Raw genomic sequence first — 18537 nt, forward strand, 5'->3', positions numbered from 1 at the left:
GCTGCCATGATCTCCCCTGCGCCGAAGCGCGGCGTCGCGGGGAGGACGGGGGAGCGTGGCCGGGATGGGGGGATTCTTCGCGGCCGCGCTGGCCTTTCCGACGGCGCTGTTCAGCTTCGCGCTCGTGGTGGTCGTCGGGTACTGGTTGCTGATGCTGCTCGGCGGCCTGGTGCCCGGTGTCCTGCACGGGGGGCACGGCACCGGGCACGACCTGGGTGCCGGGCACGCCGGGCATGTGGGCCAGGTGGGTCACGTCGGACACGGTGTCGGGGGGCACGGTGTCGGGGGGAGCGTGGCCCACGGGGCGCCCGGCGGGGGGATCGCGCACGGCGCCCACGGCGCTCACGGCGCACACGGTGGTGACGGCGCCCGCGGGGAGAAGGGCGCCGTCCACCACGGGGGCGTGCTGGACGCGCTGGGGCTCGGCGGGGTGCCCGTGACGGTGGCGGTGTCGCTGCTGGTCGCGCTCGCCTGGTTCGTCAGCCTGGCCGGCACCGTCCTCACCTCGGGGGCACCGGCGCGCGGCGGCGTGTTCGCCGTCGCGCTGGTCGCCTCCTGGGCGGGCACCCGGGTGCTCGTCCGGCCGCTGCGGCGGCTGTTCCCCGAGGACCGGCCCACCACCCGGGGGGACTTCGTCGGCCGGGTCTGCGTGATCCGCACCGGCCGGGTGACCGCCGACTTCGGGCAGGCCGAGGTCACCGCCGAGGACGGCTCCACCGCGACCGTCCAGGTCCGCGTGCTCGACGCCGAGCCGGGCCTGACGGTCGGCCGTACGGCCCTGATCTTCGACTACGACGCGGCCGCCGAGCACTTCCTGGTGGCGCCGTTCGACCCGTCGCCGCCGGGCCCCTGACGTCCACGACGCTCCCGCCATCCCTGCCGCAGCGTCATCTCACCGCGTTTTTCGCCTGCTTCGCACAACCGTCTCGTCAAAGGACACCGTGATGGACACCATCGCCGTGGGTTTCGGCGTACTCGTCGCCGTCGTGCTGCTCATCCTGCTCGCCCTGCTGCTGTTCGTCGGCCGCCTGTTCCAGAAGGTCGAGCAGGGCAAGGCACTGATCGTCTCCCGGACGAAGAAGGTGGACGTCACCTTCACCGGCACGATCGTGCTGCCGATCCTGCACAAGGCCGAGCTGATGGACATCACCGCGAAGACGGTGGAGATCCACCGGGCCGGCCGGGACGGGCTGATCTGCCGGGACAACATCCGGGCGGACATCCGGATCTCCTTCTTCGTCCGGGTGAACAAGACCGTCGAGGACGTCATCAAGGTGGCGCAGTCGATCGGCACCGCACGGGCCAGCGACCCGCAGGCGATCCAGGACTTCTTCGCGGCCAAGTTCGCCGAGGCGCTCAAGACCGTCGGCAAACAGCTGGACTTCACCGACCTGTACACCCACCGGCACGAGTTCCGGGACCAGATCATCGCGGTCATCGGCACCGACCTCAACGGCTACACCCTTGAGGACGCGGCCATCGACCACCTGGAACAGACCCCGATGAGCCAGCTGGACGGCGACAACATCCTGGACGCCCAGGGCATCCGCAAGATCACCGAGCTGACCGCGATCGAGCACGTGCGCACCAACGAGTACCAGCGCACCGAGGAGAAGGAGATCACCCGGCAGAACGTCGACGCCCGGGAGACCGTCCTGGAGCTCGAACGCCGCCAGGCCGACGCCGAGATCCGCCAGCGCCGCGAGATCGAGACCCTGCGGGCCAAGGAGGACGCGGTGATCGCCCGGGTGCAGGAGGAGGAGCGGCTCAACGCCCAGACCGCCTTCCTGCGCACCGAGGAGCTGCTCGGGGTGCAGCGGGAGAACCAGGCCCGCGAGGTCGCGGTGGCGCAGAAGAACCGCGAGCGGGTGATCGCGGTGGAGAACGAGCGGATCGAGCGGGACCGCCTGTTGGAGGTCGTCGGCCGCGAGCGGGAGACCGAACTCGCGGTCATGGCCAAGGAGAAGGAGGTCGAGTCCCGCCGGCGGGAGGTCGCCGACGTGGTCCGCGAGCGGGTCGCGGTCGAGCGCACCGTCGCCGAGCAGGAGGAGGCCGTCAAGACGCTGCGCGCCACCGAGGAGGCCGAGCGCGTGCGCAAGGCGGTGGTCATCCAGGCCGAGGCGGAGGCGCAGGAGAAGCTCGTCAAGGACATCAAGGCCGCCGAGGCCGCCGAGCAGGCCGCCTCGCACAAGGCCCGCGAGGCGCTGGTGCTGGCCGAGGCCCGGCAGCAGGCCGCCGAGCTGGACGCGACCGCCAAGGTCCGGCTGGCCGAGGGCATCCGGGCGGAGGCCGCCGCCGAGGGGCTGGCCCGGGTGCAGGTGCGCGAGCAGGAGGCCGCGGCGGTGGAGAAGGTCGGCCGCGCCGAGGCCGCCGTCCAGGCCGAGAAGGCGAAGGCCGCCGCCCTGGAGGTCGGCGCCAAGCTGAAGGCCGAGGCCGAGGGCCTGACCGAGAAGGCCGCGGCGATGGCCAAGCTGGACGAGGCCTCGCGCGAGCACGAGGAGTACCGGCTGCGCCTGGCCGCCGAGAAGGACGTCCGACTGGCCGGGCTGGACGCGCAGCGGCAGATCGCCGAGGCGCAGGCCGCGCTGGTCGCCGCCGGGCTGGAGAAGGCGAAGATCGACATCGTCGGCGGGGACTCGGTGTTCTTCGACCGGCTGGTGCAGTCGGTGACGGCCGGCAAGAGCGTGGACGCCTTCGTCGGCCACTCGGAGACCGCCCAGGCCCTGGCCGGGCCCTGGCTGGACGGACGGGCCAGCTTCACCGAGGACCTCACCCGGGTGCTGTCCTCGGTGTCCACCGCGGACGTGCAGAACCTGACGGTCTCCGCGCTGCTGATGCGGATGATCGGCACCGGCGGCGAGCAGGCCGGTCAGCTGCGCCAGCTGCTGGACTCCGCACGGAAGTTGGGCATCGCGGAGACGCCGATCGGGGCGCTGGCCGGCGCCTCCGTCAACGGCTCCAAGTGACCTTCCGAACACCTGAGCCCCTGAGGAACTGACCGTGGACGCCCTCGACGCCCGGCTCGACGCCGGCACCTACGAGGTCCTGCGCGACCGGCTCGCCCGGGCCGCCGCCGAACTCGCCGACCGCGCACAGGCGTTGAATGCCCGCCGGGTCGCCGAGTTCGGCGGCGGGGAGCTGCGGCTCACCGGCACCGGGCGGCTGACCACCGCCCGGCCCTGCCTGCCGCAGGACCTCACCGCCACCGGCGGGCTGCTGCTGCTCGGCACCCGCCCGGCCGAAGTCGTGGACGGCGCCGAGGACTTCGCGGACGTCCTCGGCCTCCACCACCCCGCCGACCTCTCCCCCGCCCCCGCCGACGGCACCCTGCTGGACGACCCGCGGCTGCGCCAGGACCTCGCCGACCTGCGTCGCTACTTCCGCGACGCCCGGCTGGAGCGGCTGCGCCCGGTCGGCGGCCGGCTGCTCGCGGTCTTCCGCACCGGCCCGGCCGCCGCCGACGTCCGGGTGCTGCGCTGGCTGCTCGATTCCCAGGCCGACGAGGAGCGGGCCGCCTACCAGGACGGTCGCGGCGAGCGCGACCACGTCCCCGCCGACGGCCAGCAGCTGGAGTGGACGGCGCTGACCCGGGACGACCAGCTGCCCGGCGCCCCCGGCACCCCGCCGCGCGCCGACCTCGCCGGGCAGCTCCACCTCGGCGTGGACGGCGGCCGGTTGACCCTGCTCACCCCCGACGGCCGGGAGCTGCACCACGAGCCGCTGGCCGAGGCCCTGCAGACCCTCGCCGACGCGCAGATCGCCCACGCCCGGCTCGGCACCCTGCTGCTGGTGCGGGTGCGCCCGTACCAGGAGGAGGCCGTCCGGCACCTGGTGGTGCACCTGCCCACCGGGAGGGTCACCCGGATCGACGCGCTCGGCCGGGCCTGCCTGCGGCTGCCCGCCGACCAGGGCGTGGCCTTCCCCGGCGGCTGCCACCTCGTCGACGGCACCGTGCGCACCTTCGACCAGCCGGTGGACGGCCTGGCGTACGAGCGCACCGTCCTCTCGCCCAACGGCGAGGACGTGCTGTACGAGTTCCGCTCCGCCGCCGACGGGCGCGCGCTGCTGCAGCCGTACAACAGCGTCCGCCAGGAGGCCGCCGCCCCGCTCGTCTGCCAGGGCTACGCACTGCTCCCCGACGGCACCCTCATCGCCCTGCGCCCGGCCGAGGACGGGCCCACCCGGCTGCACCCCGTCCAGCTCTGGCAGAGCCCGTTCACCAGCGAGCGCCACGCCGCCGAACAGCCGCCCGGCACCGGCCCGCTGGCCCGGATCGGCAACGCCGACCTGGTCCGCGGCCTGGCCGACTGCCTGGCCCTGGCCCGGCTGGCCGCCACCGGCGCCGACACCCCGGCCGGCCACCAGGCCGTGCTGGCCGCCTGCACCCGTACCGCCGACCGGCACCACTGGCTCGGCCAGAGCGGCCTGGGCGACCTTGCCGCGCCGCTCGCCGAGATCCGCGACACCGCCCGGCAGGTCGTCGCCGAGTACGAGGCGATCGCCCAACTCACCGCGCACGCCGCCGGACAGACCGCGGAGACCGCCGAGCACGTCGAGGGCCTGCTGCGCACCGCGCGCGGCGAGACCCTGGCCGACGCCGCCGAGTGGGTCGACCGGCTCGCCGGGCTGCGCCGCGCCCAGGGCCGGGTCGAGGCGCTGCGCGAGCTGCCGCGGGCGGACCAGGAGCGGATCGACGCGCTCGCCGAGCACCTCACCCAGGGGCTGGCCGAGGCCGCCGACCGGGCGGTGGTCCAACTCGCCGCGCCCGCCGCCTTCGAGCCGCACCGGCGGCGGGCGGGCGAGCTGGCCGAGCACTGCGCGGCCATCGCCACCGCGGCCGAGGCCGAGCCGCTGCTCGCCCGGCTCGGCGAGCAGAGCGAGGCCCTGCAGACCGTCTCGGAGCTGGTCGGCACCCTCGACCTGGCCGACGCCACCACCCGCACCGCGATCCTGGACCGGCTCGCCGACGTGCTCGGGCTGCTCAACCGGGCCCGCAGCACGCTGACCGTCCGGCGCCGGGAGCTGCGCACCCGCGAGGCGGCCGCCGAGTTCGCCGCCGAGACCGCACTGCTCGCCCAGGCCACCACCGCCGCGCTCGCCGCCGCCGACACCCCCCAGGCCTGCGACGACCAGCTCGGCCGACTCCTGCTGCGGATCGAGCAGTTGGAGACCCGCTTCGCCGACGCCGACCCGGCGCTCGGCGACCAGCTCGCCGACCGGCGCACCGAGATCCACGACGCGCTCACCGGCCGCCGCCAGCACCTGCTGGAGGAGCGGGCCCGCCGGGCCGACCGGCTGGCCGCCTCCGCCGGGCGCATCCTGGACACCCTGCACCGGCGCCTGGCCGCCCTCGACACCACCGTCGAGATCGACGCCGCCCTGGCCGCCGACCCCAGCGCCGTCAAACTCCGCGACCTGGCCCGGCAGTTGACCGGTCTGGGCGACCGGGTCCGGGCCGAGGAGCTGACCGGACGGGTGCGCGCCGCCCGCGGCCGCGCCCACCGCGTGCTGCGCGACCGGGCCGAACTCGCCGGGGACGGCCCCGGCACCCTGCGGCTGGGCCGCCACCTGTTCGCCGTCACCACCCAGCGGCCCGAACTCACCCTGCTGCCCTGGCGCGGCCGCCCCGCCTTCACCCTCACCGGCACCGACTACCGCTCCCCCGTCGCCGACCCGGCCTTCGCCGCCACCGAGCGCTACTGGGCCCGGCCGCTGCCCTCGGAGACCCCGGCGCTCTACCGCGCCGAATACCTGGCCGCGAGCCTGCTGCTGGCCGCCGAACCGGGCACCCTGTCGCCGGACGCGGACCTGCTGGAGCACGTCCGTCGGGCCGTCGAGCAGCGACCCGACGAGGGCTACCAGCGCGGGGTGCACGACCACGACGCCGCGCTGGTGCTCCGCGCCCTGCTCGAACTCGGCGCCGAGGCCGGCCTGCTGCGCCACCCGGCGGACGCCCGGGCGGCGGCCCAGCTGTACTGGGCACACGGGACGGACCCGCGGCAGCGGCTGGTCTGGCACACCCGGGCCCGCTCGCTAAACCTCGCCCGGCAGGCGTACGGCCCGGTCCCGGCGCTGGACGCGCTGGCCGCCGAACTCGGCGCCGCCGTCGCCCGGTTCGTCCCCGGCGCGGAGCAGGCCGGCGCCTACCTGGTGGCCGAACTCGCCGCCGACGAACCGGCCTTCGCCTACTCGGCGGGAGCGGCCGCGCTGCTCGACAAGTTTCACGCCGCCCCCGAGTCGGCCGGGCTCACCGAGGCGCTGGCCGCTCTGCCCGAGGACCCGGCACTGCTGCCGGTGCGACGCCAACTCGCCGCGGCCTGGCTGGAGTCGAGCGCCGCCGACGCCGACCCGGGCGACCTCACCGAGGCCGCGGCCGTACTGCTCTGTCCGACGCTGCCGCGCCGCGCCGCCGAGGGCGCCGTCGCCGCCCGGCTGACCGGGCTGCTCGGCGACCACCCGCGGCTGACCGGCGGCTCGCTCGACCTTCGACTGGACGAACTGCTCGGCCGGGTCCGGGAGTTCGAGGCCGTTGAGGTCCCCGGCTACCGGGCCTACCAGCGGCTGCGCGGCGAGCTGCTGGCCGCCGAGCACACCCGGCTGCGGCTCGACCAGTACCGGCCCGCACCGCTCAACGGCTTCGTCCGCAACCGGCTGATCGACCAGGTGTACCTGCCTCTGGTCGGCGACAACCTCGCCAAGCAGCTCGGTACGGCGGGCTCCGGCGGGCCGGTGGACCGCAGCGGCCTACTGTTCCTGGTCTCCCCGCCCGGCTACGGCAAGACCACCCTGGTCGAGTACCTCGCCGAGCGGCTCGGCCTGCTGCTGGTCACCGTCAGCGGCCCCGCGCTCGGGCACCGCGTCACCTCGCTGGACCCGGCCGAGGCCCCGGACGCCACCGCCCGGCGCGAGCTGGAGAAGCTCAACTTCGCGCTGCACGCGGGCGACAACGTGCTGCTCTACCTGGACGACGTCCAGCACACCTCGCCCGAGTTCCTGCAGCGCTTCATCCCGCTGTGCGACGCCCAGCGCCGGATCGACGGCGTCTGGGACGGCGAGGCCCGCGAGTGGGACCTGCGCGGCAAGCGCTTCGCCGTGGTGATGGCCGCCAACCCGTACACCGAGTCCGGCCGGCTCTTCCGGCTGCCCGACATGCTCGCCAACCGCGCCGACGTGTGGAACCTCGGCGACACCGTCGCCGGACGCGAGGACCTCTTCGCGCTCAGCTTCGTCGAGAACGCCCTGCCCGCCAACCCGCACCTGGCCCCGCTCGCCGATGCCGAGCGGGCCGACCTGGACACCCTGCTGGCCCGCGCGGCCGGCACCCCGGGCGGGCAGCTCGCGGGCGCCTGGCCGGGCGCCGAGGTCGAGCGGATGACCGCCGTCCTGGCCGGGCTGCTGCACCTGCGCGGCACCGTGCTGGCCGTCAACCGCGCCTACCTCGCCTCCGCCGCCCAGGACGACCGCGGCCGCACCGAGCCGCCGTTCCTGCTCCAGGGCTCCTACCGCAACATGGCCAAGCTCGCCCAGCGCCTCGACCCCGCGCTCACCCGCCCCGAGCTCGACGCCCTGCTCACCGACCACTACCGCGCCGAGGCCCAGCCGCTGGGCGCCGACGCCGAGGCCCAGCTGCTGAAGCTCGCGGAGCTACGCGGCGCCCTGACGCCGGAGCAGGCGCAGCGCTGGGAGGAGCTGAAGCGCGCCTGGCGTGACACGGACCGGATCGAACGGCCTTGATCTCACGTGCACTTCAGGTTCTACGGTCAACCGCATGACCTTCACCGAACGCGAGCACGAGTACCTCATCGGCCAGCCGTTGGCCCGCCTGGCCACCATCGGCCCCGACGGCGGCCCCCACGTCCGCCCGGTGGGATTCCGGCTCAACGCCGACGGCACCATCGACATCGGCGGCCCGAACAACGCCCGCAGCCGCAAGTACCTCAACGCCCAGGCCCGCCCCGACGTCTCCGTGCTGGTGGACGACCTGGCCCCCGTCGACGATCCGGTGGCGGCCGGTTGGGGCCGCGGCATCGAGATCAGGGGCCGCGCGGAGCTCCTGACCATCGATGTGCCGCCGGTGCAACCGGACGCGTTCAGCAAGGACGTCATCCGGGTGCACCCCCGCCGGGTCATCACCTGGAACCTGGCAGCACGGGGGACCACCGCCCGCGACGTCGGGTGACTCCACCGCCCATCGGCTCCGGGGGTGTAGTTGGCTTTTGCACCCCCGGAACTGAACCCCCGGTCATTGGGCCGCCCCGGTCCCGTGCGGTGGGATGTGATCATGAACGCCACGGACTTTGCCGTTGAACTCCGCTCCGTCCACCGGACCTGCCGGCGCGGGCCCGAGCCGGTCGTCGGCCTGGACGAGGTGAGTGTCGGGTTCCCCTTCGGCACCTTCACCGCCGTCATGGGCCCCTCCGGCTCCGGCAAGTCGACCCTGCTGCGCTCGGCCGCCGGGCTGGAGGCGATCGACCGGGGCGAGGTGGGGTGGACGGCACCGTCCTGGGCGGGCTGCGCGACAAGGAACTGACGATCCTGCGCCGGGAGCGGATCGGCTTCGTCTTCCAGTCCTTCAACCTGCTGCCCGCCCTGACCGCGGCGCAGAACGTGGCGCTCCCGGCCAAGCTGTCCGGCCGCCGCCCCGCACCGGCCGAGGTGACCGCCGCGCTGGCCGCGGTCGGCCTCGCCGACCGGGCCGGGCACCGGCCGGGCGAGCTCTCCGGCGGCCAGCAGCAGCGGGTCGCCATCGCCCGGGCGCTGATCCGCGCTGCCGGCGGCGGTGCTCCCGGCGGCGCTGGCGCTGCGCGGGCGGGCCGGGCAGGGCATCCTGCGCGGGGCGGCGGGGGCGGCCTGAGCCCTCGACCGACTGGTCGAGGCCCCCTGGTCAGCTGATCACTCAAGTCCTACGACCGTACGGCTGCTCCCGGCGGGGTGGGCCCCGTGGCGCCGCCGGGAGCAGCCGCGGGCCCGCCGCTAGCGTGTCCGCATGGGCGCTCAGGAACTCGATCTCTCCGGACTGCGCCGGGTGTACGGGCGGGCCGGGAGCCGCTGGTTCTACACCCGGGTGGCCCGCAACGCCCGGCACTGGGGGTGGACGGAGCCGGGCCAGTCGAAGTGGCGGCTGTGGCGGGCACAGCGACAGCTGGAGGACGTGCTCGGCCGCAAGCTGGCGCTGCCGCCCGGTTCGCGGGTGCTGGACGCCGGCTGCGGGGCGGGCGTGGTGGCCCGGGCGATGGCGGACCGGTTCGGACTGCGGGTCACCGGGGTCGACGTGCTGGACTTCCACCTCGCCGAGGCCCGGCGCCTCAGCGCCCGCACCGCACTCGCCGACCGGACCGCCTTCTCCTGGGGCGACTACCATCAACTTCCGTTCCCCGATGATGAGTTCACCGGCGCCTACTCGATGGAGACGCTGGTCCACTCCTACGACCCGCCCCGCGCGCTGGCCGAGCTGCACCGGGTGCTGCGCCCCGGCGGCCGGCTGGTGCTGCTCGGCCCGATGAGCACCGCCCCGCTGGACGAACTGCCGCCGCGCGCCCGGGCGGTGCTCGAACCGTACCTGGACGCCATGGTGATGACGGGCGCCAAGCTCTACCACGCCCGCAACCTGCCGCGCCTGCTCACCGAGGCCGGCTTCGAAATCGAGGAGGCACTGGACGCGACGGCGTACTACACACCCACCACCGAGGCCGTGCACACCTACTTCCGACTGCCCTGGGAGCTGCTGCGCCGCTTCGGCGACCCGGCGAAGTGGCTCAATCTCCGTTCCACGGTGGAGATGTACGACGTGCGCGAGTACGTCGCCTGGTACGTTCACACGGCCGTCAAGCCACCGAGGTGACCCCCGCCTCGACGAGCGCTCCGCCCCGCCGCCGCACCCGAGCGGCTGGTTCTGCGTCGGCCGCGCCCGGGACCTGCCGCCACGACCGGGTGCGCACGGCCCGGCTGATGGGCGAGGACGCGGTGCCGTACCGGACCGGGCGGTGCGCGGTGCGCGCGATCGGGCTGTTCCGGCACTGGGCACAGTAGTTCTATCCCGAGGGCTCCGAGGTCGACGACGTCGCCGAGGCGGCCAGCGACTCCCAGAGCGGGTCGGGCAGCCCGGGGACCGTCCGCCCCTTCGACAACCACAACCGGGCCAGCTCGACATAGATGGGCACCTCCGGGTCGCATTCCGGAGGGCGCCCCGATTCCTGCAGGATCGTTTCCTCGGCCGGCCAACAGCACGGGACCGGCATCACCCCAGAACTACTCACATTCGCCCAACGCGCCCCACGCGCCCCGGGTCACGGCCGCGTCAACCCGACGGCACGCGCATCAACCGTTCCAATTAACACCCCACGCGGGCCGGGCTCCCGACCGTGCGCGGGAAGTCGGACCGGCCGACCTCCCGCGCAGGCCGTACGGCCTACCGCCGCCGCCCCGCCGCCAGCAGCTCCGCCACCGTGGCCAGCTTCACCCGCGGCCGCCCCTGCGCCTCGCCCCGCTCGCGCTCCGCCCGCTCCACCGCGCGCAGCTCCCGCAGCCCGACCGCGTCCGGCCGGCGCCGTCGCACCAGCCGCTCGAAGTCCTGGTGCCCCGCCGCCGGGACGGGCAGCGCCCGGGCCACCGCGTCGTCCAGCAGCGCGTCCACCGTCTCCCGCGCGCAGGCCCGGTTGGCGCCGATCCCGCCGGACGGCCCGCGCTTGGCCCACCCGACCACGTACGCCCCGGGCAGCGCCCGCCCGGTCGCCGGGTCGACGACCCGCCCGCCGCGCTGCGCGACCGTCCCGGTCCGTTCGTCGAAGGGCAGCCCCGGCACCGGCACGCCCCGGTGCCCGATGGAGCGCACCACCAGCGCGGCCCGCAGGGCGTCGGTCTCCCCGGTGGCCTCGGGCCGCCCCGCCGCCGTCATCCTCGTCCGTTCGACGGTCACCGACTCGACCCGCCCGTCCCCGGTCAGTGCGACCGGCGCGGACAGGAAGCGCAGCACGATCCGCCGTCCCGGCCCCGGCTCCGCGCCCCCGTCGTACGGCACCCGCGGCAGCCCGGCCAGCAGTGCGGCCCGCGAGTCCGGCGCTGCCGTCTCGATCGCCGCCTGCACCTGCGGGTGGTCCTCGACCACCAGCTCGACGCCGGGCAGCCGACGCAGCGCCAGGAACTCCGGCCTGGTCCAGGCCGCCTGCCCGGGCCCGCGCCGGGCCAGCAGCACGACCTCCCGCACCCGGCTGCGGCGCAGCGCGGCCAGCGCGTGGTCGGCGATGTCGGTGGCGGCGAGCCGGTCGGGGTCGGTGAGCAGGATCCGGGCGATGTCCACCGCGACGTTGCCATTACCGACCACGATCACGCGCTCGGCGGACAGCTCCACGGCGTCGGCCGGCACCGTCGGGTCGGCGTTGTACCAGCCGACGAAGGCGGTCGCGGGCAGGCTGCCCGGCAGGTCCTCGCCGGGGATGCCGAGCCGCCGGTCGGAGGCGGCGCCGACCGCGTACACCACCGCGTGGTGGTGCGCGGCCAGCTCCTCGTGGGTGACGTCGGTGCCGACCTCCAGGTTGAGGTGCATCCGCAGCCGCGGGTCGTGGAAGACGCTCGCGAAGCTCTCCGCGATCCGCTTGGTGGACTGGTGGTCGGGGGCGACGCCGTGCCGCAGCAGGCCGCCGGTGACCGGCAGCCGGTCGATCATGGTGAGCTCGGCGCTGGTGCAGCGCAGCAGCTCCTGCGCGGTGTACCCGGCGGAGGGCCCGGTGCCGACCACGGCGATCCGCAGCGTGCCGAGCTCGCCGGGCAGGCTGCGCGGGAAACTGGGCGCGCCCCAGGCGTGGTCGGTGGGGTGGTCGCGGAACCAGCCCCGGTTGAGGTCGCCGAACACGGTGTCCGGCCCGCGCAGCCGGTCGACCGGGAACACCGCGTCCACCGGGCAGGCGTCCGCGCAGGCGCCGCAGTCGATGCACGCATCCGGATCGATGTGGAGCATGTCGGTGGTGCCGAACTCCGGCTCGTCCGGGGTCGGGTGGATGCAGTTGACCGGGCAGACCGACACGCACGAGGCGTCGTTGCAGCAGGTCTGGGTGATTGCGTAGGCCATGGCCGGGTTGGGCCCCTCGTCGCGACTGATTGTCCGTCAGAGCATGTGCACGCGGCGGTAGACGGCCGCCGCGCGACTGGTGATCAGCCCGGCCTCGGCGAGGAAGGCCATCAGGTGCCGGGAGCTGTTGCGCATCATCGCCTTGCGGTGCTCGCTGCCCTTCACCTCGGCGAGCGCCCGTCCGACGTCCAGCCCGGCGGCCTTGTACACGCCCGGGTGGACCATGCTGCTGACGATGACGTACGCGCCGACGGCGATGCCGGTGGCCGAGGTCCGGCGGCGGGCCGGGCCGGCGTGGCGCATCCGCTCGCGGATCTCCTGCCGGGCGAACTTCATGTGCCGCGACTCCTCGACCACGTGGATCCGGGAGGTGCCGCGGACGATCTCCAGGACGTTCTCGCCGCGCATCCAGTCGCGTTGCATGACGTCCAGCACCTCCTCGGCCACCAGGATGCCGCCGTAGGCGAGCTCGCCCTTGGCGAGCGCCTTGAACGCACGGCCGGCCTGGGCGATCACCTTGTTCGGCCGGTAGGCGGGGACGCCCATCTTCTCGCAGGCGCGGGCGAACATGATCGAGTGGCGGCACTCGTCGGCGATCTCGGTGAGCGCGAACTGGAACTCGGCGCTGGCGGGGTTCTTGAGGTACTGGTCGCGCAGCACCATCTGCTGGAGGATCATCTCGAACCAGATGCCGGTGTTCATGATCGAGCAGACCTCGTGCCGGGTGAGCGTGATCCGCTGCTGCTCGGTCATCTCGCCCCAGAGCCGGGTGCCGTAGAGCGTGCTCCACTCGGGGTTGAGGCCGTAGTGCTCCTCGGGGAGGGGCGCGTCCCAGTTGATCTCGGTGGAGGGGTCGAAGGAGAGGGTGGCGGCCGACTCCAGCAGCCGCTTCGAGACGTCGTCGTCGGCCGCGGTGTGGCCGTGCTCCGCCTGCCGGGTGAGAGCCATGGCTGCCTCCAGGTGCCTGCCCCGCGGGTTCCCGCTCACCCGCTTATTAGACGGACAGTACAATAAGAGCCCGCCGCCGAGAACCCCCTGCGCCTCGGCCCGGTGCCCGAACCGGCCCAGGACCGCGCCCGCACGGCACCCCAGGGCACGTCTTCTCAGGTCAAGGCCCGATACTGGCTGCCATGGCACGGGCACTGCTGATCGATGACGACTCCGAACGCGGTTTCGGCTACCGTTTCGGACCGCTGTGACCATCGCCGACACCCCCGCTCCCCCACCCGAGCGTCCCAAGCCACACCCGGACCCGCACCCGCCCCGCCTGGTCCGCCTTCGCCGCGCCGTCGCCGGGCTGCGCCCGCGCCTGGTGGTCGCCTTCGTCGCCGTCGCCGCCCTGAGCGCCCTGGCCACCGCCGTGCTCACCTACCGGGCCGCGACCACCTCCACCCTGGACCTGACCAAGGACACCGCCCTGGACGAGCTGCGCCGCCGCATCGACATCCTCGCGCCGGCCCTGCCCTTCCCCCCGAACCAGGGCGAACTGGACCGCCTGGCGAGCCAGTTGTCCGGCACCGGCGGCTTCCGCGACTGGCGCGTGCTGGCCTCCTACGGCACCGGCGCGGGCGCCGAGCACTCCCAGTGGACCCAGCCCGTGGCCGTCCCGCCCACCCTGGAGGCCACCGTCGGCCGCGGCCACGCCGCGTTCCAGCGCTTCACCGCGGACGACGACCACCCCTGGCTCGCCGTCGGCGTCCCCGTCACCTACGCCACCTCCGGCCCCGCCGGTCCGGCCGGCGCCCCCTCCGGGCTGACCGTCTACGCCCTGCTGCCGCTCGACCGCGAGCAGAGCGCCGCCAACGCGCTGCTCGCCGGAGCCGCCGGGGCCGGGGTGCTGGTCGCGGTCCTGGCCGCCGCGCTGGCGCTGCTGGGAGCCCGCCAGGTCCTGCACCCGGTCCGGGCCCTGCGCGACGCCGCCCACGCCCTCGCCCAGGGCAAGCTGGACACCCGGCTGACCGTCACCGGGCACGACGAACTCGCCCAGCTCTCCAAGACCTTCAACCACACCGCCCGCACCCTCCAGGGCACCATCGAGGAGCTGCGCGCCGTCGAGTCCCAGGGCCGGCGGTTCGCCGCCGACGTCTCGCACGAACTGCGCACCCCGCTGGCCGCGATGCTCGCCGTCACCGACATCCTCGACGAGGACGCCGAACAGCTCCCGCCCGACACCGCCGCCGCCCTACGCATGGTCAGCAACGAAACACTGCGCCTGACCCGGCTGGTCAACGACCTGATCGAGATCTCCCGCCTGGACGCCGGGGCCGCCCCGCTGCGCGCCGAGTCCATCGACGCGGCCACCGCCGTCCGGGAGACCCTCGACCTGCGCGGCTGGATCGACCAGGTCGAGCTGGAGCTGCCCGCCGCCCTGCCCGTACGGCTGGACCCGCGGCGCTTCGACGTCATCGTCGCCAACTTGGTCGGCAACGCCCTGCGGCACGGCCGCCCGCCCGTCCGGGTCGCCCTGCGCGGCTCGGACGACGACCTCGTGCTCACCGTCACGGACAGCGGTCCGGGCATCCCGCCCGCCGAACTCCCGCACCTGTTCGACCGGTTCTACAAGGCCGACAAGTCCCGCGCCCGCTCCGAGGGCAGCGGTCTCGGCCTCGCCATCGCCCAGGAGAACGCCCGGCTGCACGGTGGCGTCATCGAGGCCGCCAACTCGCCCGGCAGCGGCGCGGTTTTCACCCTCCTCCTGCCCCGCGGTCTGGACACCGAGGAGGACCAGTGACCACCCGCCGACGCCTTCGCCTGGCCGGAGCCGCCACCGCCCTGCTGCTGGGCACCTGCGGCTGCTCGATCTCCACCACCGGCCCGGTGCGCAGCGGCCAGCCGGCCACCGGCATCGACCCGGGCACCCGGCTGTACTTCCTCGACCAGCACGGCATCCGGCTGGCCATCCGCTCCAGCGCCCGGCGCGAGGACCTCCAGCAGACCCTGGACACCCTGGTCGCCGGGCCCGACCAGGCGGAGAAGCGCTCCGGCCTCTACAGCAACCTCCCGCCGAACGGCCGCGTCCAGGCCACCGTCACCCCCGACACGGTCACCCTGCGGCTGTCCTGGTCCGCCGCGTCGCTGTCCGCCCCGGCCGTCCAGCAGCTCGTCTGCACCGCCGAGGACGCCCCGACCGCCGGCCCGGCGCCGAGGATCGCGATCGTCAGCAGTGACGCCCCCTCCGCCATCCACCAGGAGTGCGACCTGCACCGCGCCGGCTGAGCCGGGAGACGTCGGACCAACCACGGCGGGGCCGAAGAGAAGGGGCGGCCAAAGAGAAGACGAAGAAAAAGAAGCGGCCGGTCGACTCGAAAGTCAACCGGCCGCTCTCTGTGCGCGAGGGGGGAGTTGAACCCCCACGCCCTTTCGGGCACTGGAACCTGAATCCAGCGCGTCTGCCTATTCCGCCACCCGCGCATCTGGGTGATGGGTTAAGCATAGACCATCTGGAGGGGTGCCTCTGACCACCCTGGAACGACCAGCAGGCGACGCCGGTCACCGACGACGCTGCCACCTGCACCCGCCCCCGGGCGAGCGCTGCTGGCCGATTGGAGTGCCGGCCTGCCCGACCTCAAGACCACCCTCGGCGTCGGCCTCAAGCTGTTCGGCGTGCCCGGCCCGAAGCTGCTGGAGGGCTACACCGAGGCCGACACCCAGGACCTGCTGCTGCAGAACCATGACGTCTTCTTCGTGGACACCAGGACATGTGCGAGTTCACGGTTGATCGGACTCAGTTCCCGCCCGGGACGGAGGTGAGGGTGAGGGTCATCTCGACCAACGGCTTCACCAGTACGACGTCGGAGATCGAGAGCTTCCGCGTGTGAGAAAGCGAAGAGGCCGGTCAATCCAGCGGATTGACCGGCCTCGACAATGTCGCTACGCCGGGAAGTCGCCGGCCTGGACACCGGAGACGAAGGACTCCCAGGCTGAGGCGGGAAAGACGAGGACCAGGCCATGCGGATCCTTGGAGTCACGCACTGGGACGGCGCCGGGGAGAAATCCGGGGGCCACCTCGATGCACTCGCCCGCGTTGTCCCCGCTGCAGCTGCTCTTCCGCCAGGCGAAGGCCACCTCGATGCAGTTGCCGCCGTTGTCGCCGCTGTAGCTGCTCTTCCGCCAGGTCACCGTAGCCAGCTCCTCGGAGGCCTTACGCCGGAAGGTCGCCCTCGCGGACGGCCGTTACGAAGGCTTCCCAGGCGGAGGTCGAGAAAACGAGGGCCGGGCCGCTCGGGTCCTTGGAGTCACGCACTGGGACGGCGCCGGGGAGGGATCCGAGGGCTACCTCGATGCAGTTGCCCCCGTCGTTGCCGCTGTAGCTGCTCTTCCGCCAGGCGGCTGCGGCGAATTCGTTGCTCATCATCTCTGAACCCCTCCAGCGCGTCGGCGATCAGCCGAAGCGAGTCGACCTCTGACAGGCATTCGCCACGGAGCTGATCATAGCGACGCTGGTTCCTGACCACGGCGTCGGAAGCATCGCTCAGATGCCCTCGTTCGAGGCTCTCCGAGTACACCAAGCGCTGCCCGTCCGGCAGCTCCAGCAACACCATAGCCGTCTTGATGAGAGCCCGCCGATTCGAGAACGGCGCCACGTGAATGACGATGTTCGGGAGCTGAGCCACCCGCAGCAAGTGCTCCATCTGGCACCGCATCACGCCAGGTCCGCCGATGACCGAACGGATGGCGCTCTCGTCAAGGATGACGAGCAGCAACGGCCCGTCGGGCACGAGGAATCGACTCTGCCGACTGAGTCGGGCTCTAGTCAGCTCCTCGATCTCCTCCAAGTTTCCGGCTGCATCACCAGTGGCGAAGAGCGCACGGGCGTACTGATGACACTGCAACAGGCCATACATCGTGCCGTCCTGGTACGCCCGCATCCCGACGACGATGGCCTCCAGGTCCACATATTCCTGGAACCAGTCCGGGTACTCGATCGATGCATTCCAGTCGACCCGACCGTACAGCCGCTTCAACAGGTCGCCGGTGTTGTACAGGCGATCGAGCTCCTCTACTTCCTCGATCGACGGCTTCCGCTTTCCGCTCTCGGTCCGCGAGATCACCGTCCGGTCGCAGTGCAGGAGCTTGCCCACGTCCTCCTGCGTGTAGCCCGCCGCCTCCCGCGCGAAGCGGATCTCCTCGCCGAACATGATCGCGGAGCTCGCCGTCGTCCCCCGCCTGGTCTTCCGCTGTGCCATCGCTGCCCCCAGTTGTGCGCCGCACGTCCCGCACGTCGATCTGGCGTCACGGTACCTCTCCAGCCTCGATGATTGACACCAGAACGCAATCATTTGCATGCGTAGCGTGATTACGCGCGCCTTTCGCGCTCCCCCATCCGCCCCCTGAGGAACTTCGCCATGCTCAAAACCCACCGCCCCCGCACGTTCGCCGCGCGCCTCGGCTCCCGTACGGAGTGCACCCCGCTCGCCCGCCACCTCCTCCGCGCGTACCTCTCCGCGCTCCCCACCGGCGACCGCTACTCCGACATCGCCGAGCTCCTCCTCGGCGAGCTGTTCGCCAACGCCGTCCAGCACTCCGACGCGCCGGCCGACCGCCTGATCGAGATCCGCTTCGCCCTCGTCAACTCCCGTCTGCGCCTGGAAGTCCACGACGCCGGGAGCGGTCGCCCCACCCTCCACTCCGCCTCCCCCGACGACGAGCACGGCCGTGGCCTCTTCCTCGTCAACGAGCTTGCCGAGCGCTGGGGTTGCTGCCCCCGAGCCGGCGGCATCGGCAAGTTCGTCTGGGCCCTCGTCGCGCCCTCGCTCTCCCCCGCCGCCGCCACCGCCACCGCCACCGCCCTCGCGGTCTGAACGGAGGTGTCCCCCATGCGACTCGCCCTCACCGCCCGGCACCTCCTCGGCACTGGCCGCACCCCCGCCGAGGCCTATGCCTCCCTCGCCCGCCGGACCGGCGACCCCCTGCGTTCCGCCCGTGCGATCTGCGCCGCCCTCGACATCCCGGCGGCCGACACCACCCGCCGCCTCGACGACTGCTACGGCGCCCTGCTCGCCAACCCCCGCCCCGACTCCGAGGCCGACACGGGCGAACTCCTGGAAGCCCTCGGGGTGTTCGACGTCCCCAAGCAGCTCGACGCCCGCGACCTCGCCGTCGTCGACCTCTTCCTCGCCGCGATCGACGCCATGGGCGGCATCCGGGCCGGCCACCAGCACGGCCTGGCCCGCTGGTTCACCACCGGCAACCTGACCGCCGCCTACCTCTCCCTGGCTGCTGCCCAGCCCCTCCCCCGCACCGGCGACCCGGCCCACTACTGGACCGCCCTCGTCACCGCCGGCGAACTGCTCTCCGACACCCCCACCCCCGACCCCCGCATCGAGTCGGCCCTCACCCACTGCCGCGCCCGCGCCGCCCAGGCCACCACCCCCTGAAAGAGAAATCGGCTGCCCGCACGACATCCTGACGCCTCACGTAGTCATGAAGGGTATGCACGGCGATCACAGGACGAGCGAACGGGCGGGAACCGA

16 protein-coding genes, 1 tRNA gene and 1 pseudogene are annotated in these 18537 nt (G+C 73.5%); 11 read left to right on the top strand and 7 right to left on the bottom strand.

Annotated elements, in window-relative coordinates; genetic code table 11:
- Positions 1 to 64: 64 nt before the first annotated feature.
- From ACWC9T_RS05365 to ACWC9T_RS05390, 6 genes and pseudogenes are all read left to right on the top strand, one after another.
- Positions 65 to 853 carry a hypothetical protein gene (locus ACWC9T_RS05365; protein WP_449819712.1) on the top strand — a complete coding sequence of 263 codons (789 nt, stop codon included), beginning with the start codon at positions 65 to 67 and terminating at the stop codon, positions 851 to 853.
- 91 nt (positions 854 to 944) lie between these two features.
- The gene (locus ACWC9T_RS05370) at positions 945 to 2966 is read left to right on the top strand and encodes a flotillin family protein (RefSeq protein WP_449819713.1); all 2022 of its coding nucleotides are present in this window, start codon (positions 945 to 947) and stop codon (positions 2964 to 2966) included.
- A gap of 34 nt (positions 2967 to 3000) precedes the next feature.
- Entirely contained in the window at positions 3001 to 7734 is a 4734-nt protein-coding gene (locus tag ACWC9T_RS05375) for a DNA repair ATPase (protein WP_449819714.1), read from the top strand.
- Between the two features lie 34 nt (positions 7735 to 7768).
- The gene (locus tag ACWC9T_RS05380; protein ID WP_449819715.1) at positions 7769 to 8179 is read left to right on the top strand and encodes a PPOX class F420-dependent oxidoreductase; all 411 of its coding nucleotides are present in this window, start codon (positions 7769 to 7771) and stop codon (positions 8177 to 8179) included.
- A 102-nt stretch (positions 8180 to 8281) separates the two neighbouring features.
- Positions 8282 to 8796: pseudogene (locus ACWC9T_RS05385) on the top strand (ABC transporter ATP-binding protein); the annotation flags it as partial.
- A 190-nt stretch (positions 8797 to 8986) separates the two neighbouring features.
- Entirely contained in the window at positions 8987 to 9841 is an 855-nt protein-coding gene (locus tag ACWC9T_RS05390) for a methyltransferase domain-containing protein (RefSeq protein ID WP_449819716.1), read from the top strand.
- Between the two features lie 190 nt (positions 9842 to 10031).
- On the opposite strand, the gene ACWC9T_RS05395 is transcribed toward ACWC9T_RS05390, so the two are convergent.
- The 3 genes from ACWC9T_RS05395 to ACWC9T_RS05405 form a co-directional block, all read right to left on the bottom strand.
- Positions 10032 to 10160: a hypothetical protein gene (locus ACWC9T_RS05395; protein ID WP_449819717.1), complete on the bottom strand. Its 129-nt coding sequence runs from the start codon at positions 10158 to 10160 to the stop codon at positions 10032 to 10034.
- Positions 10161 to 10408: 248 nt separating this feature from the next.
- A complete protein-coding gene (locus ACWC9T_RS05400) occupies positions 10409 to 12064 on the bottom strand; it encodes a 4Fe-4S binding protein (protein WP_449819718.1) in 1656 nt (551 codons plus the stop codon).
- Positions 12065 to 12100: 36 nt separating this feature from the next.
- Complete coding sequence (locus tag ACWC9T_RS05405) at positions 12101 to 13012, bottom strand: AurF N-oxygenase family protein (protein WP_449819719.1); 912 nt, start codon at positions 13010 to 13012, stop codon at positions 12101 to 12103.
- A gap of 247 nt (positions 13013 to 13259) precedes the next feature.
- On the opposite strand from ACWC9T_RS05405, the gene ACWC9T_RS05410 reads away from it, so the two are divergent.
- Both ACWC9T_RS05410 and ACWC9T_RS05415 read left to right on the top strand, forming a co-directional pair.
- Positions 13260 to 14795 (top strand): ATP-binding protein, encoded by a 1536-nt coding sequence (locus tag ACWC9T_RS05410; protein ID WP_449819720.1) that lies wholly within the window; start codon positions 13260 to 13262, stop codon positions 14793 to 14795.
- Positions 14792 to 15280 carry a GerMN domain-containing protein gene (locus tag ACWC9T_RS05415; protein ID WP_449819721.1) on the top strand — a complete coding sequence of 163 codons (489 nt, stop codon included), beginning with the start codon at positions 14792 to 14794 and terminating at the stop codon, positions 15278 to 15280. The genes ACWC9T_RS05410 and ACWC9T_RS05415 overlap by 4 nt, the downstream gene beginning before the upstream one ends.
- A 111-nt stretch (positions 15281 to 15391) precedes the next feature.
- Here ACWC9T_RS05415 and ACWC9T_RS05420 read toward each other — a convergent pair.
- Positions 15392 to 15475: transfer RNA gene (locus tag ACWC9T_RS05420), tRNA-Leu, on the bottom strand.
- A 192-nt stretch (positions 15476 to 15667) separates the two neighbouring features.
- On the opposite strand from ACWC9T_RS05420, the gene ACWC9T_RS05425 reads away from it, so the two are divergent.
- Positions 15668 to 15814: a hypothetical protein gene (locus ACWC9T_RS05425; protein ID WP_449819722.1), complete on the top strand. Its 147-nt coding sequence runs from the start codon at positions 15668 to 15670 to the stop codon at positions 15812 to 15814.
- 120 nt (positions 15815 to 15934) lie between these two features.
- On the opposite strand, the gene ACWC9T_RS05430 is transcribed toward ACWC9T_RS05425, so the two are convergent.
- The 3 genes from ACWC9T_RS05430 to ACWC9T_RS05440 are packed head-to-tail and all read right to left on the bottom strand — an operon-like array spanning position 15935 to position 17202.
- Positions 15935 to 16183: a DUF397 domain-containing protein gene (locus ACWC9T_RS05430; RefSeq protein WP_449819723.1), complete on the bottom strand. Its 249-nt coding sequence runs from the start codon at positions 16181 to 16183 to the stop codon at positions 15935 to 15937.
- Between the two features lie 22 nt (positions 16184 to 16205).
- Positions 16206 to 16346 carry a DUF397 domain-containing protein gene (locus ACWC9T_RS05435; protein ID WP_449819782.1) on the bottom strand — a complete coding sequence of 47 codons (141 nt, stop codon included), beginning with the start codon at positions 16344 to 16346 and terminating at the stop codon, positions 16206 to 16208.
- A complete protein-coding gene (locus tag ACWC9T_RS05440; RefSeq protein ID WP_449819724.1) occupies positions 16300 to 17202 on the bottom strand; it encodes a helix-turn-helix domain-containing protein in 903 nt (300 codons plus the stop codon). The genes ACWC9T_RS05435 and ACWC9T_RS05440 overlap by 47 nt, the downstream gene beginning before the upstream one ends.
- A gap of 207 nt (positions 17203 to 17409) precedes the next feature.
- On the opposite strand from ACWC9T_RS05440, the gene ACWC9T_RS05445 reads away from it, so the two are divergent.
- Together ACWC9T_RS05445 and ACWC9T_RS05450 are read left to right on the top strand one after the other, a co-directional pair.
- Positions 17410 to 17865, top strand: coding sequence for an ATP-binding protein (locus tag ACWC9T_RS05445; protein WP_449819725.1), 456 nt, complete (start codon positions 17410 to 17412; stop codon positions 17863 to 17865).
- A gap of 15 nt (positions 17866 to 17880) precedes the next feature.
- Positions 17881 to 18441: a hypothetical protein gene (locus ACWC9T_RS05450; protein WP_449819726.1), complete on the top strand. Its 561-nt coding sequence runs from the start codon at positions 17881 to 17883 to the stop codon at positions 18439 to 18441.
- Positions 18442 to 18537: the final 96 nt, after the last annotated feature.

Source organism: Kitasatospora sp. NPDC001159 (assembly GCF_053598235.1).